12 protein-coding genes are annotated in these 15135 nt (G+C 33.7%); all 12 read right to left on the reverse strand.

Annotation, left to right across the window (positions count from 1 at the left end):
- Window positions 1-44: 44 nt before the first annotated feature.
- Window positions 45-2162, reverse strand: a complete 2118-nt coding sequence (locus tag BOW55_RS16000; protein WP_164975051.1) for a prolyl oligopeptidase family serine peptidase — start codon at window positions 2160-2162, stop codon at window positions 45-47.
- A gap of 101 nt (window positions 2163-2263) precedes the next feature.
- Window positions 2264-4255, reverse strand: coding sequence for an excinuclease ABC subunit UvrB (gene uvrB / locus BOW55_RS16005; protein ID WP_129024929.1), 1992 nt, complete (start codon window positions 4253-4255; stop codon window positions 2264-2266).
- A 46-nt stretch (window positions 4256-4301) separates the two neighbouring features.
- Window positions 4302-5243 (reverse strand): alpha/beta fold hydrolase, encoded by a 942-nt coding sequence (locus tag BOW55_RS16010; RefSeq protein ID WP_129024930.1) that lies wholly within the window; start codon window positions 5241-5243, stop codon window positions 4302-4304.
- Window positions 5244-5325: 82 nt separating this feature from the next.
- Window positions 5326-5562 (reverse strand): uroporphyrinogen decarboxylase, encoded by a 237-nt coding sequence (locus BOW55_RS16015; RefSeq protein ID WP_089054635.1) that lies wholly within the window; start codon window positions 5560-5562, stop codon window positions 5326-5328.
- A gap of 81 nt (window positions 5563-5643) precedes the next feature.
- On the reverse strand, window positions 5644-6594 hold the full coding sequence (rlmF, locus tag BOW55_RS16020; RefSeq protein ID WP_129024931.1) for a 23S rRNA (adenine(1618)-N(6))-methyltransferase RlmF: 951 nt from the start codon (window positions 6592-6594) through the stop codon (window positions 5644-5646).
- Between the two features lie 214 nt (window positions 6595-6808).
- A complete protein-coding gene (locus tag BOW55_RS16025) occupies window positions 6809-7471 on the reverse strand; it encodes a thiamine diphosphokinase (protein ID WP_129024932.1) in 663 nt (220 codons plus the stop codon).
- 121 nt (window positions 7472-7592) lie between these two features.
- On the reverse strand, window positions 7593-8039 hold the full coding sequence (locus BOW55_RS16030; protein WP_129024933.1) for a DinB family protein: 447 nt from the start codon (window positions 8037-8039) through the stop codon (window positions 7593-7595).
- A 16-nt stretch (window positions 8040-8055) separates the two neighbouring features.
- A complete protein-coding gene (locus tag BOW55_RS16035) occupies window positions 8056-8481 on the reverse strand; it encodes a GyrI-like domain-containing protein (protein WP_129024934.1) in 426 nt (141 codons plus the stop codon).
- 39 nt (window positions 8482-8520) lie between these two features.
- Window positions 8521-9369 carry a DUF4249 domain-containing protein gene (locus BOW55_RS16040; protein WP_129024935.1) on the reverse strand — a complete coding sequence of 283 codons (849 nt, stop codon included), beginning with the start codon at window positions 9367-9369 and terminating at the stop codon, window positions 8521-8523.
- Between the two features lie 37 nt (window positions 9370-9406).
- A complete protein-coding gene (locus BOW55_RS16045; RefSeq protein WP_129024936.1) occupies window positions 9407-11788 on the reverse strand; it encodes a TonB-dependent receptor in 2382 nt (793 codons plus the stop codon).
- 148 nt (window positions 11789-11936) lie between these two features.
- The gene (locus BOW55_RS16050; protein ID WP_129024937.1) at window positions 11937-14159 is read right to left on the reverse strand and encodes an NADP-dependent isocitrate dehydrogenase; all 2223 of its coding nucleotides are present in this window, start codon (window positions 14157-14159) and stop codon (window positions 11937-11939) included.
- Between the two features lie 278 nt (window positions 14160-14437).
- Window positions 14438-14788 carry a 50S ribosomal protein L19 gene (gene rplS / locus BOW55_RS16055; protein WP_089055403.1) on the reverse strand — a complete coding sequence of 117 codons (351 nt, stop codon included), beginning with the start codon at window positions 14786-14788 and terminating at the stop codon, window positions 14438-14440.
- Between the last annotated feature and the right edge of the window lie 347 nt (window positions 14789-15135).

The following is a 15135-nucleotide window of genomic DNA, read 5'->3' on the forward strand; positions in this document are numbered from 1 at the left end:
AGGCTGAAATTTGGGATGCCCGGTATGAGTGTATGCAAAACTGATTAAATCACATTTTTTTCTATGCTCTTTGTTGCACTGTCGCCCATTCCGTGACCAGATTCAAAGTCCGTTAAAAAAAGTATAGGATTGCTGGACGTATTTGCATTTTGAAGTGAAGCTGCAAATTTTGCCGGTTCCCATGCAATTACACGCGGATCATTCATTCCTGCCGTTATTAATGTTGCTGGATATGCAGTTCCTTTTTTAATATGATGAAACGAATCCATTTCTAGCAGCGCTTTAAATTCTGTTTTGTCTTTTACTGTTCCAAATTCAGGAATATTACCCGGACCATTTGGAGATAATTCTGAGCGAATTGTATTAAATGCGCCTACTTCGGGAATGGCAGCGGCAAACAAATCAGGTCGTTCTGTAATTGCTCTTCCAATTAAAATACCGCCTGCACTTGCGCTCCAAATAGCGATTCTTTTAGGCGAAGAATATTTTTCTTTAATTAAATATTCAGTAACCGCAATAAAATCTTTCCATGTATTAGGTTTAGTAGTTTTAAAACCTGCTTTATGCCAAGCTTCTCCTAATTCTCCGCCGCCTCTAACATGAGCAACAACATAAATGCCTCCATAAGTACAATAAGGCAATGCAAAACCAGCGCTAAATCGAGGTTCCATAGAGATTCCGTAAGCACCATATCCTACCATTAAAACTGGATTATCTCCATTTAGTTTTGTGTTTTTATTATAAATGATTGAAACAGGAACTAAAGTGCCATCATGGGAGGGAACCATGATTTCTTTAGAGACTATATCTTTGAATTCAGGATATTCAATAGGTTTTGACATGGGCTGAAAAGTAAATGTATTTGATGATGGATTATACAAATAACGTTTTGAGGGAGAAGTCCAGCCTGACAGCGTAATCCAAATATCACTTTTATTTTCATTTACAGTTAAAAATGAAGCTGAGCCTGCTTGAAAAGGCAATTTTAATTCGATAGGTTCCTTTTTTCCTTTTGCTAAGAAAAATACTTTTGCCTGAACGCCGTTTTCAGTAAGGGAATAATATAAACCATCTTTTGTAAGTGTAAAATTGGTAATATTTCCATTTTTGGGCTCAGGAACAACTGTTTCTGCTTTTTCGATGTTTGGATCTGAGATGGGAACTTTTATTATTTTGTAATTAGAAGCGTTTTTATAAGTCAAGTAATAAATAAACTCTTTATCAACATTGTAATTCGTTACTTCATCTTTTTTGTCAACTAAATTGGTCCATTTTGTGGGTTTGAAATTGTCTTTTAAATCAGTATCGTACAATTTAATTCGATTGTCTACCGTAACAACCAAGCCATAATTTTTATTTGAATTTTTGTGGTAGAGATTCAAAGGAAATTCTTCAGCTCCTATATTAAGTTCAGGATTAGTTGCACTCGACAAAAATTCTACATCTTTACTTGGGTCTTCGCCTAATTTATGATAATATACTTTAGAGTTTAATAATCGGTTTGGATCGGTAACATTTGCAGAGTTTAATCTTCCGTATGTAAATGAATTCCCGTCAGGCATCCAAGAAGGAGTACTGAACCAACATCTGTCGAATACTTCGGGGTAAACTTTTCCGTCACTGCTTACAATAAGTAATTCTGCACTTTCAGAACCGCTTGGAGCAATTTCTACAGCTACTTTATCTCCTTTTTCATTTGGCGTTATAGAGCTTATATTGTAATTTACTCCTGCTGTTTTTTTGTAAGTTTCTGGATCAAAAAGTAGTTTTTCAGTTCCTTTGTAGCCAATTCTCTGATATAGTTTGCCATTTTCCTCGTTGGCATTTCGTTTTAGATAGAAATAATGGTCGTTCTCTGTAATTTGTAAATCAGAGATAGTACTTTCTTTTCTTGCATCAAGCTCTTTTAGTTTTTTAAAGAGATTTTGACGTTCTGGAACTTCATTTAGCTTTGCTCGTGCATAATCAGCATTAGCTTTCATCCAAGTAACCACATTGGGATCATTTAGATTTTCAAGATAGCGATAAGGATCTTCTATCTTTTCTCCGAAATATTCATCTACGACGATTTTTTCTGGGGCGGGCTGTGGTTTAATCTGCCCGAAATTTGATACTACTGAGCCGCAAAGTGCTGCAGTAGTAAGAATAAATTTAGTGTTCATAATTTATCTAGTTTTGAAGTAAGAAAAAATTCCAGATAGATTATGGACGAGTAAATGTATGAAAATATTTTAAATAATTGATAATTAGCTTGTTGGGTTTTTTAAGCTAATTGATCTTGTAGTTTTTTAATATCGTCACGCAGTTTGGCAGCTTGCATAAAGTCTAACTCTTTAGCGGCTTTTTCCATTGATTTTCTTTTTTCTCGAATCATTTTTTCTAACTCAGATTTAGATAAATAAGCTGTTTCAGGTTCAGCGGCAGCAGGTAAAGTATGTCCTAATTCGTATTCTACCAAAGGATTTTTTGTAAAAGCGCTGTCTATTTTTTTGTTTAATGCCTGAGGTGTAATACCGTGCTCAGTATTGTAGTTAATCTGTTTAGTTCTTCGATAATTAGTTTCGTCTATTGTTCTTTGCATGCTTGCCGTAATTTTATCAGCATACATAATCGCTTTTCCATTTAAGTTTCTCGCTGCACGACCAATAGTTTGTGTTAAAGATCTATGGTTACGTAAAAAACCTTCTTTATCAGCATCAAGAATGGCAACAAGAGAAACTTCTGGTAAATCTAAACCTTCACGAAGCAGGTTAACTCCAATTAAGACATCAAAAATACCTTTTCGTAAATCTTGCATGATTTCGATTCGTTCTAAAGTATCAACATCAGAGTGAATGTAACGGCATCGAATGTTTACTTTAGTTAAGTATTTAGCTAATTCTTCGGCCATTCTTTTCGTCAAGGTAGTTACCAGAACTCTTTCGTCAAGTTCACATCGAACTTGTATTTCTTCGATCAAATCATCAATCTGATTTAAACTTGGTCTTACTTCAATAATTGGATCTAATAATCCTGTCGGACGAATAATCTGTTCTACATAAATTCCGTCAGACTTTTGCAATTCATAATCTGCAGGTGTTGCCGAAACGTAAATAACCTGATTCTGCATAGCTTCAAATTCTTCAAACTTCAAAGGTCTGTTGTCCATTGCGGCAGGAAGTCTAAAACCATATTCAACCAAATTTTCTTTTCGGCTGCGGTCACCTCCGTACATGGCGTGAACTTGCGAAACTGTTACGTGGCTTTCATCAACAACCATTAAATAATCACTTGGAAAATAGTCTAGTAAACAGAAAGGTCTTGTTCCGGCTTCACGTCCGTCAAGATAACGCGAGTAATTTTCAATTCCAGAACAATATCCCAATTCGCGAATCATTTCTAAATCAAAATTGGTTCGTTCTTCAAGACGTTTGGCTTCTAAATGTTTGCCTATTTCTTTGAAATAATCAACTTGTTTTACTAAATCTTGTTGAATTTCCCAGAGTGTGCCTTGTAAAACTTCTGGAGAAGTCACAAACATATTGGCTGGATAGATCGTTAATCTTTTAAATTTTTCAATAACCTGTGAGGTTTTAGGATCAAAAGCTTCGATTTCTTCAATCTCATCTCCAAAAAAGTGAATTCGATATGCATCATCTGCATAGCTGGGATAAACTTCAACAGTATCTCCTTTAATTCTAAAAGTCCCTGGATTAAAATCGGCTTCAGTTCTAGCGTATAAACTTTGTACAAGACTATGCAGTAATTTAGTTCTTGAAATAACTTGATCTCGAGTTATTTCGATTACGTTTTTTTGAAATTCTACAGGATTTCCTATACCATACAAGCAGGAAACTGAAGCAACAACTAAAACGTCGCGTCTTCCTGAAAGTAAAGAAGAAGTAGTGCTTAAACGCATTTTTTCCAGTTCTTCATTGATAGATAAATCTTTCTCAATAAAAACTCCTGTAACAGGCATAAAAGCTTCAGGCTGATAATAGTCGTAATAAGAAACGAAATACTCAACCGCATTATTTGGAAAAAATTGCTTGAACTCTGAATACAATTGTGCCGCCAAAGTTTTATTATGTGCTAAAACCAGCGTTGGGCGCTGTACTTCTTGAATAACATTGGCTACTGTAAATGTTTTACCAGATCCTGTAACTCCTAATAAAGTTTGATATTTTTCGCCGTCGACTATACCTTGCGACAATTTTTGAATTGCTTGAGGTTGATCTCCTTTTGGACTATATTCTGAAGTTACTTGGAAATTCATTTTTTATGACTGAAGATTAGTTTTGTAAAGATACAAAGTTTGAATTCTATTCTAAAAAATTAATGACTGCGTCATTTGTAATTTTTGCTTGGTCAATAGTTAAAAAATGCCCCGCATCTTTAATAGTTTGAGTTTTGCAGTTTATTAAAAATTTTTGTGCTCTTGTCAGACTTTCTTCAGAGTTGATAACGTCATGATCTCCAATTAATACTAATACTGGATTTGTAATTGATTGTAATTCTTCATCTGAAAACGGGCGCATTTTAAGCATGCTGGAATTTGATTTTGCATATTTGTTTGCCAAATAAAATTGCCTTTTGTAAATCGGGTTTATGTTTTCGGGATGCGTTGAGAATGTTTCTAGGGTTTTATTGAATTTTTTTTCACTTGGGAAAAGCTTCAACAGCAATGCGGAACTTGTTTTTCTGACTTTATCTATGAATTTAAAAGTCTGTGCAGGACTTAGTAGAACTATTTTATCAATAGAATTTGTTTTTTCAGAAGCTAATAATGCGGCGATCCAGCCGCCTCTTGATGCTCCAATAATATCGAATTGTTTTAATTTATAGAAACTGAAAATTTCATTGTACCAAATCACAATTTCTTTTGAGGAAAGCGGTTTTGCTGTTAAAGTTGATTTTCCGGGTTCCATCAAAAAATCGATCGCATAAATTCTATGATTTTTTGCTAAAGCTTTAATGTTAGGATACCACATGGTTGAGGTTGCATCCATTCCGTGAAGTAAAACCAAGCTTTTTCCGTTTTTTGGTCCCGCAATAATCACGTGCGCCGTTCCAAAGCTTGTTTTTACATTTTCTTCTGTATACGGAATATTCCAAAGTTTTAATGCTTTGTCGTACGCACTTAAATATATCTTTTTTTCGCTTTTGGTTTCGAATATATAATCATTAAATTTTGCTTCTTTAATGGATGAGCAACTTGTGATTACTAATAATATTAGGACTAATCTGAAGTGTAATTTTTGCATTGCAATAAAATTCAATTTAGCTAAAGATACAATTCTAGAAAAGCGTTTTTGTATCAGAATTTTGTTTTAAAATATCATAATTCTAAGGTTCGTTTTTTTGCACAGTTAAGTGATAGACTTGTACCAATGCTAAGATTCCGTTAGGAATAATAACAGGCAGAAGCCATTGACTAACGTCTCTGTAATCTTTTAAAAAGATGCCGTATATCACAAAACACATACACCCGAAAAAATTAATTAAACGTATTTTTTTGAGGTCTTTCAGTAAAAAACCTCCTACAATAAAAAATGATGCTAGGTAACCAATATAATCTGCCATGATTTTGATATTGAATAGTTTATAGTAAACTTACCAAAAGCAAATTATAAAATCAAGGTTTTGAAGTTGAAAATCAATATTTTAAAGCGTCCACTTTTGCTGTTCTGGTTTACTTAAAAAACTCCAAGCCACAATTCGACTGTTTTTTTGCCCTTGCGACATTTCGATAGTTTTTACAGAAACGGCATTTACTTTTTTCAGGGTTTTGTAAATGGAGGATAGATTTTCTTTTTTAGAAACTAATGTTGTGAACCATAAAACTTGCGAAGCATATTTTACACTTTCGTAAATCATTTGAGTTACAAAACCAATTTCGCCGCCATTGCACCATAATTCAGCATTTTGACCTCCAAAATTTAAAACAGGATTTGTAGTTTTCTTTTCCTTCGGATTTAAATTGGATACTTTTCTAGAAGTGCTTTTATTCGCTTCTTCTGCCGATGCGTGAAAAGGCGGATTACACATAGTAAATGTAAAACGATCTTCAGGAATGATGATGTTTTTAAAGATAAATCGAGATTCTGTCTGCTGCTGTAAACTTATTGTGTCAATTAATTTGGGGTTTGCTTCGATAATTTTACTGCAGTTTTCAATTGAAGTTTTATAAATATCTGTTGCGACAAAACTCCAATTGTAAATCGAATTCCCTAATATCGGATAGATTAAATTTGCGCCTGTTCCGATATCTAGTCCCATGACAGAATTACCTTCGGGAATTTGACCATTATTCGTTTCTGCCAATAAATCGGCTATATAATGAATATAATCGGCTCTGCCTGGAATAGGAGGGCAAAGATAATTTTTAGGAATATCCCAGTTTTTAATGTCGTAATAGGTTTGAAGTAAAGCTTTATTTAGCGTTTTTACAGCAAGCGGGTTACTGAAATCAATGGTTTCAATACCATATTTATTAGTAGAAATAAAAGCTTTTAATTCAGGACAATTTGAAACAAGCAATTCAAAATCATAACGTGAGCGATGAATATTTCTAGGATGTAAATTGTCTTTTTGAGAATTGTTTTCTGCTTTCATTTTTATTGATTTCTGTGCAAAGATAGGTATTCCTTCCTTTAAAGAGAGCTCTAGAGGAGCGTAATATTTATAGCCAATTAATTTATAATTAAAACAAAAGCTCCAGCGGAGCGACATAGGTTTTGTGTGTCACCCCGCTGGAGCTTTAATTAGAACAAGAGATTTTGATCTATAAACATTGCATCCCTCCAGGGTTTTTTATTTTCAAATGTTTCTAATCAAAACATTCCATTAAAAGCAAATCACCTTCACGATGTGTAATGGTTACAATTCCGTCTTGTTCTACAGAATTACTGCTTCCGGTTCTGTAACCCATTGTAAGTGTATCGTCTTGTAATTCGTATTTTAGATTTTTAGAAGAAATTCCGTTTACAACGCCAATTGGAATTAACGAAATTGGTGTTTTAGCGGTGTACCATTTTTCAAATTTTGTTGGTAGCAAGAATATTTTTGAATGATCGTCGAGAATCACAATTTTAAGTAAATTGCGGTAACGAACAATATTGGTAAGATTGGTAATGGTATGATCTGCACGTCTTCCAGTAGCCCAAACTACATTTACGGCAGGAATTTTTCTTTCTATTAAATAATCAAAAGCTTTTTCTAAATCGGTTTTATTTTGATCTGGAGTGTGAACGATTTCGATAGGATATTGTGAAGTTTTATATATTTCGGGATCAAAACCACGATCAAAATCACCTAAAAGCACATCGATTTTAATGCCTAAATCTATAACGCGTTCAATGGCTGAATCTAATACAATAACAAGCGGAGACCATTCTAATAATTGACCTAATAATTCAGGATTGCAGGCGGCGCCGTTTGCAATTATTAAAGCGGGTTCCTGATCGTCGCGAACTATATGGTGTGATGACATGTTATTTTTTTTGAATGTGACGCAAAGGTACTGTTTACAATTTTAGATTTCTGATTTTAGATTTTAGTTTTTTTGCAAAAGATTTTAGGACAATCTAAAATCTATACTCTAAAATCGGCAATTATAAATCCAATAATCTTCGATGATAATTAATTTGTCCAAGATGATAAGCTAAATGCGTAGAAAGATGAACGAAAAAGAATCCTGTAGTCATTTGTTTTTCAAAAACGATCTGCGGATAAATGGCGTTTAAATCTTCTTCGGATAAAAGATCAAGAGTGTTGTTTACCACTATAATGGTTTCCTCTATTTTGCCAATTAATTCTGATTTAGGAATATCTTTTAGAGAAAATTCTAATGGACGATTTCTAACATATCCTGTTTTTCCTATTTCGGCACCAATATAGGTGTTGATATTGCCAATTAAATGAAGACAAAGATTTCCACCAGAGTTTGAAATATTTTTGTCGATTGCCCAAAGCTGATTTTCATTTTGGTACGATTCTATTTCGACTTTTAATTTGTTCAAATCCCTATTAAATAGTGATTTTAATGTTTCTATCAGCATATTTTTTAGTTGAAAATTAGTCTCTATTTCTTATCGGAATCCAGATTTCCTCTTCAGAGTTAGGGTCGTCTTTTTTGTATTTATGATCCATTACTGCAAAATGAGGTCTGTCATCAACAGTGTATTCTGATTTTGGAAGCCATTCTGCAAAAATAGAATGGTAGGTTTTGTGTCCTTCAGATGCTGGGCCATAATGAATAAAAACGGCATACAAACCAGTTGGTATTACTAGTGTTTCCATTTCTGACGGAATTACATCAAAATTAGTAACGGCTATTGCTGCCCATTTTTGAAAACTTTTATTGGGATCAAAATTGTCAAAATGGTTTGGTGAAAAAACTTCTAAAGAGTATAAATTAGAGTCAATTGAATTTTTAATTTCACGGCGTTTTGGCATAAAGCTGCTCCATAATTGAAACGTTCGATTTTCAATAAACGACATATTGATTCGTTTTCCAATTAGTTTTTTTCGGTTGCGATTTTAATTTGTGCTTCCATTTTTATCACTTAGTTCAATTTTATATTTTTTTGAATCTGTTTCGCTGAGTGCAAAATACCCTAACGGATAATTTGCCTTATCTGTTGTGTTGATAATGTTTCCTCTTACAGTTGCAGGCGGTGATTGAAATGGACCTCCAGCATTACTTCCCGCAATGCTTACTAAAATGCTCATGTAATTGTAATATTGTTTTGAAATGCCCAAATGTGTTACTTGAATCTCATTGCCCACTTCAATATCTTCATCATCTGATTTACTAAAGTATTCGTTGCCTTGGTAGAATTTATCTTCGCCAACATAATAAGTAGAGGTTACTTTTTTTGAATACTCGTATTTATATAAGTAAAAATTATCCTCATTTGCAGGGTCGTTATAAAAGGCTCTTATTTCTATATCAGTTCCTGTAATGCCGCCTTTATTATTCTGTTCAATTCTAGTTATGGGCGCTACGGATTTTAGAGTTTCACTTGCGGTGTAAGTGCTTCCGCCGCTAATAATGGTTAATGTATAGGTTTCTTCAATTTTTGGTTCAAAATCATTACAAATATAGCGACCTGTTTTTGGGGCTTCAGTAAAATTAAATCGTTTGTTTTTACTGTTTTTAATATAAACAACAGCTCCAGAAACTATTGGCACCTTATTTTCAAAATACCCTGTAGTTGTAGTTAATTTTATTACCTGTTGTTTTCCTGTTGTGCCTTTTTGCCAGTTTATTGAGGCTTCAATTACTAATTTTGGAGGCGCTGTATCAAGATCTACCTCTACAACTTCTTCACAACTTGTAAAAAGCGCAGATGTAAATAATACGATTAATAAAATAACTTTTTTCATAATATTTTTTTTGTTTCTCTACAGAACTGAAACTTCTTTAAAATTTAAAATTATAGCTGACAGCAGGCACCATACCAAAGATTGACAATCGTACAGCTTCATTTACTCCTGTGTCTAGGTTTTGCCTAAAGTTGATTGATGCTGCATTTTGGCGATTGTAGAGATTGTATATACTAAAAACCCATTCAGCTTTCCAATTTCTGTCTTTGTTTTTTCTTGGTGTTAAAGTGGCCGAAATATCTAAATGATGATAAGCGGGCAGACGATCTTTATTTCGAAGGCCATAACTTGGAACTGTAATTCCTAAATATTCATATTGACCGATTGGATATGTAACAGGCTGTCCTGACTGCAGGATGAAATTAGCGCCAAACGACCATTTATCGTTTAAGTTGTAAGCTGATGTTACAGCTAAATTATGTGTTTTGTCATAAGCAGAACTGTACCATTTTCCGTTATTGATGCCTGTTTCTTCTGGAGTTCTTCCCGGTGTCTGTTGTTCTGATTTAGATAAAGTATAAGAAATCCATCCATTAAATTTACCTTCATTTTTCTTCAACATAATTTCTACACCATATGCACGCATTTGTCCGTTTAAAATTACTTGTTCAATCGCGTCATTTGCAATTAAATCAGCACCGTCAATATAATCTAGTCTGTTTTTGATTTTTTTATAATAGGTTTCAACTTCAAGAGAGTAAACGCCATTATTAATATTTCTAAAATACCCCAAAGCGACTTGATCAGCAAGCTGCGGTTTAATGTAATTATCACTAGGCATCCAGACATCCAGCGGAGTAGGAGATGAGGTATTCGAAATTAATTGAAGATATTGCGCCATGCGATTGTAACTTGCTTTTATGGCTTGATCGTCATTTAATTGATAAGAGACAGAGAATCTCGGTTCTAAGTTGTTGTAATCCTGAATAACTTTATTAGAACCAAAATATTTTGTAGATGATGGAGTTGCTTTTTCGTAAATCTGCATATCCGTGTTAAAAAGCACAGGATTATTATTGTCATAATAATTAATGGTCGATGCGCCTAAACGGTAAAACAAGCTGTAGCGTAATCCATATGCCATTGTTATTTTTTTAGAAAGCTGGCTTTCGGCATCTAAATAAATTGATGGTTCAAATGCATATTTTCGATCCAGTTGATCTGGATTTATTCCAGAAGTAGTATTGCTTGGTTTAATAGTTCCGGGATTAAAATCATAATAAATACCGCTTAAGCCATAATTTAGTTTGAATTTATCCGAAATGTAGTGTTTGAAATCGTATTTAATATTATAGTTTTTGATGCCCGAATCCCATTTGAAGCCAACAAAATCCAAATCAAGACCATAATAATAATCGCTGTATATCAAGGATAAGTTCGAGAATAGTTTATTAGAATACAAGTGATTCCAACGAAGATTTAAAGTAGAGTTTCCGTAAGTATTCGTAAAGTTTTTATTAAGACTGAAAACGTCTCTTCCAAAATATCCAGATAAATATAAGCTGTTGTTGTCGTTTAATTTATAACTGAATTTCGCATTTAGATCATAAAAATAAGCAGAGTTGTCTTTGTTTTCTTCAGATAGTTTTAAGAATAAATGGGCGTATGAAGCTCTTCCGCCAATTAAAAAAGAACCTTTGTCTTTTACAATTGGCCCTTCTAAAAGTAATCGGCTTGATATTAAACCAATTCCTCCATTCATGTGAAAATTTTTACTGCTTCCATCCTTTTGATAAATATCTAAAACTGAAGAGGCACGACCTCCAAATCTGGCAGGGATTCCTCCTTTGTACAATTTTAAATCTTTGATTGCATCTGGATTAAAAACAGAGAAAAATCCAAATACGTGAGAAGAGTTAAAGATTGTAGCTTCATCTAATAAAATTAAATTTTGATCAGCACCGCCGCCTCGCACATTAAATCCAGATGCACCTTCGCCTGCATTAGTTACTCCCGGAAGCAGTAGAATAGATTTAATAACGTCGACTTCACCTAATACTACAGGCATTTTTTTAATGGTAGAAATAGAGAGTTTGTTGACACTCATTTCTGGCGACTTAATATTTATTCTGCCTTTATTATCTTTAATAATAACTTCTTGAAGTTCTTGACCGCTTTCGCTGATTGAGAAGTTACTTTTAGTATTTTGATCTAAAATAATGGTTTTATGAATGGTTTGGTAGCCTAAATAACTAATTTCAATTTCATGTTCGCCGCTGGGAACTGTAAGGGAATAAAAACCATATTCGTTTGTAGTTGTTCCAATTTTTAAAGCAGAAATGTAAACGTTTACACCAATTAAACTTTCGTTGTTTTTAGAATCTTTTATGGTTCCGCTGAGGGTGAATTTTTCCTGAGAAAAAGAAGCAAATGTGGTAAAAATAAGGATAAGAAGTAAACTAATCTTTTTTGTAATCATTGCTTTGGTTTTGAACTACATAGTTAATAATTCTTACTAAATATAGCAGACTGAATTTTGTTAAACATTAGTTAAGAATAAAAAAAGGACAACCTTGCGAGTTGTCCTTTCGGTATTTATTATAGAGACGCACAGCGGTGCGGCTGAATTATTTTATTTTAGCAATAATTGCATTGAATGTTTCACTAGGACGCATTGCTTTGCTTACCAATTCAGGCGTTGGCTGATAGTATCCGCCAAGAGTCTGAGGTTTTCCTTGTGCACCAATTAATTCAGCATCAATTTTAGCTTCATTAGCTTCAAATTCAGCAGCAATTGGAGTAAAGATAGCTTTTAATTCAGCATCTTTATTTTGAGCAGCCAAAGCCTGAGCCCAATAGAATGCAAGGTAAAAGTGAGAACCACGGTTATCGATTTGTCCAACTTTACGAGCAGGAGATTTATCGTTTGCTAAGAATTTATCGTTTGCTTCGTCAAGAGTTTCAGCTAAAACAATTGCTTTAGAATTGTTTAAAGTTTGTCCTAAATGCTCTAAAGAAGCACCAAGAGCTAAAAATTCTCCTAATGAATCCCAACGTAAATATCCTTCTTCTGTAAATTGCTCAACGTGTTTAGGAGCAGATCCTCCAGCACCAGTTTCAAACAATCCGCCACCGTTCATTAAAGGAACGATAGATAACATTTTTGCAGAAGTTCCTAATTCTAAAATCGGGAATAAATCTGTTAAATAGTCACGTAAAACGTTTCCTGTTACAGAGATAGTATCTAAACCTTTGATGATTCTGTCTAAAGTAAATTCAGTTGCAGCAACTGGATTTAAAATGCGAATATCTAAGTTTGTAGTATCGTAATCTTTAAGATATTTTTGAACTTTTGCAATCAATTCTCTGTCATGCGCTCTGTTTTCGTCTAACCAGAAAACGGCAGGAGTACTTGATAAACGAGCTCTGTTTACAGCTAGTTTAACCCAGTCTTGAATAGGAGCGTCTTTTGCCTGACACATTCTGAAAATGTCATTTGCTTCAACATTTTGCTCCATTAAAACAGTTCCATTTGCATCGACAACGCGAACAACACCTTCTTCTTTCAATTGGAAAGTTTTATCATGCGATCCGTATTCTTCTGCTTTTTGAGCCATCAATCCAACGTTAGGAACACTTCCCATTGTTTTAGGATCAAAAGCACCGTGTTTTTTACAGAAATCGATAGTTGCAGTATAAATTCCAGCATAAGAACGATCTGGAATAATAGCGATTGTATCTTGTTGTTTTCCTTCTTTGTTGTACATCTGTCCAGAAGTACGAATCATAGCAGGCATAGATGCGTCTACAATTACGTCAGAAGGAACGTGTAAGTTTGTAATTCCTTTATCAGAATTTACCATTGCAAGAGCTGGTCCGTTTTCGATAGCAGCATTGATTGCAGCTTCAACTTCAGCCTGCTCAGGTTTTCCTGCAATTTTTGCATAGATATCACCTAAACCATTTCTAGTGTCAATGTTTAATTCTTTGAATAAAGTTTCGTATTTTTTGAAAAGATCAGCAAAATAAACTTCAACGATAGCGCCAAAGATAATTGGATCTGAAACTTTCATCATTGTAGCTTTTAAGTGCACAGAAAGTAAAACTCCAGCAGCTTTAGCTTCAGCAATTGCTTCAGCAACAAAACTTTTTAAAGCTTTTAAATGCATTACAGAGCTGTCGATAATTTCACCAGCTTTTAAAGGAGTACTTGCTTTAAGAACAGTTGTAGAACCGTCTTTAGCAACAAATTCAATTTTTACATCATTAGCTTCAGTAACCGTAAGTGATTTTTCACTTCCGTAAAAATCACCATTTGGCATAGAAGCTACCTTAGTTTTTGAGTCAGCAGACCAAGCACCCATAGAGTGCGGATTTGCTTTTGCAAAGTTTTTAACGGCTCTTGGAGCTCTACGATCAGAGTTTCCTTCACGTAAAACTGGGTTTACTGCAGAACCTAATACTTTTGCATATTTTGCTTTAATTTCTTTTTCAGTATCGTTTTGCGGATCTTCTGGGAAATTAGGAATGTTATAACCGTGTGATTGCAATTCAGCAATAGCAGCTTTTAATTGTGGTACAGATGCAGAAACGTTTGGTAACTTGATAATATTAGCTTCTGGCTTTGTCGCTAATTGACCCAATTCAGCCAAAGCGTCACCTGTTTTTTGAGCATCTGTTAAAGACTCAGGGAAATTAGATAAAATTCTTCCTGCTAACGAGATATCTCTAGTTTCAATAGCAATACCAGCTGTGGAAGTAAAAGCTTGAACAATAGGTAATAAAGAGTAAGTCGCTAATAACGGCGCCTCATCAGTTAAGGTGTAAAAAATTTTTGAATTCTGTGTCATTTTTTTTTTTTTATAATCGTGTCGTCAAGGAATGGCGATGTGAATGATATAGTCGGCTCAAAATGAGCGGAGCAAATATAATAAAAACAGTCCGAAAACGGTATAGTTTTACCGAGAAATACTGGAATTATCAGATTGCTAATTCGCACACGTTAAATTGCCAAATCGATGATTTTGATATTAAAAAATTGCAGTTTTATTATTTCGGAAATTTGGAGCAAAAAAAAACTCGTTTCAAATGATATGAAACGAGTTTTTTATAACAATTAGATAAATGATTATCTTCTTTTATCTTTAATCTTAGCTTTTTTACCAGTAAGTTCTCTGAAGTAGAAAATTCTAGCTCTACGAACAGAACCTTTCTTGTTGATTTCGATTTTTTGTAAAGCTGGTAAGTTTACTGGGAAGATACGCTCAACTCCAATAGCTCCAGACATTTTACGAATTGTGAAAGTTTCTGTGTTACCAGAACCTCTTCTTTGAATAACAACTCCTTTAAAAAACTGAGTTCTTGTTTTTTCACCCTCTTTAATTTCGTAGAATACTGTAATAGTATCTCCAGCTCCAAATTCAGGGAAATCTTTTCTAGCAACGAATTCGTCTTGAACGAATTTTAATAAATCTGCCATGATAATTTTATTATTATAGTTTTATTTAGAGTAACATTCACGGATCTCGCCAGAGGTTAGTCCAATTCGGGTGCAAATGTAAAAAATAATTATAAATTATGAATTATAAATTGTGAATTATTTTAAGTTGTTGATAAGATGTGTTTTAGTTTGTTTTTTAAAATTACAGTTTTCAATCTCAGCTTATAGTTGAGAAGGTCTTAAAACTGAGTTTGAAGACTGAAAAATGCGTTTTTAGTATAAAAATTAGAAGTAAAATCTTATGTTTGCTTAAGTATGAAGGCAATTATAAGGTAAAATTAATATGGAAAGAAATTATTTAAGAGATTATATTGAGTTTTCTAATG

Source organism: Flavobacterium sp. YO12 (assembly GCF_004119495.1).
GTDB lineage: Bacteria > Bacteroidota > Bacteroidia > Flavobacteriales > Flavobacteriaceae > Flavobacterium.

Bases quoted from the DNA above. Each gene is read 5' to 3' on its own strand.
- BOW55_RS16010 (WP_129024930.1), bottom strand. From the start codon at position 5,243: ATGCAAAAATTACACTTCAGATTAGTCCTAATATTATTAGTAATCACA.
- BOW55_RS16030 (WP_129024933.1), bottom strand. From the start codon at position 8,039: ATGCTGATAGAAACATTAAAATCACTATTTAATAGGGATTTGAACAAA.
- rplS (WP_089055403.1), bottom strand. From the start codon at position 14,788: ATGGCAGATTTATTAAAATTCGTTCAAGACGAATTCGTTGCTAGAAAA.
- BOW55_RS16000 (WP_164975051.1), bottom strand. From the start codon at position 2,162: ATGAACACTAAATTTATTCTTACTACTGCAGCACTTTGCGGCTCAGTA.
- BOW55_RS16050 (WP_129024937.1), bottom strand. From the start codon at position 14,159: ATGACACAGAATTCAAAAATTTTTTACACCTTAACTGATGAGGCGCCG.
- BOW55_RS16045 (WP_129024936.1), bottom strand. From the start codon at position 11,788: ATGATTACAAAAAAGATTAGTTTACTTCTTATCCTTATTTTTACCACA.
- uvrB (WP_129024929.1), bottom strand. From the start codon at position 4,255: ATGAATTTCCAAGTAACTTCAGAATATAGTCCAAAAGGAGATCAACCT.
- BOW55_RS16040 (WP_129024935.1), bottom strand. From the start codon at position 9,369: ATGAAAAAAGTTATTTTATTAATCGTATTATTTACATCTGCGCTTTTT.
- BOW55_RS16025 (WP_129024932.1), bottom strand. From the start codon at position 7,471: ATGTCATCACACCATATAGTTCGCGACGATCAGGAACCCGCTTTAATA.
- BOW55_RS16035 (WP_129024934.1), bottom strand. From the start codon at position 8,481: ATGTCGTTTATTGAAAATCGAACGTTTCAATTATGGAGCAGCTTTATG.
- rlmF (WP_129024931.1), bottom strand. From the start codon at position 6,594: ATGAAAGCAGAAAACAATTCTCAAAAAGACAATTTACATCCTAGAAAT.
- BOW55_RS16015 (WP_089054635.1), bottom strand. From the start codon at position 5,562: ATGGCAGATTATATTGGTTACCTAGCATCATTTTTTATTGTAGGAGGT.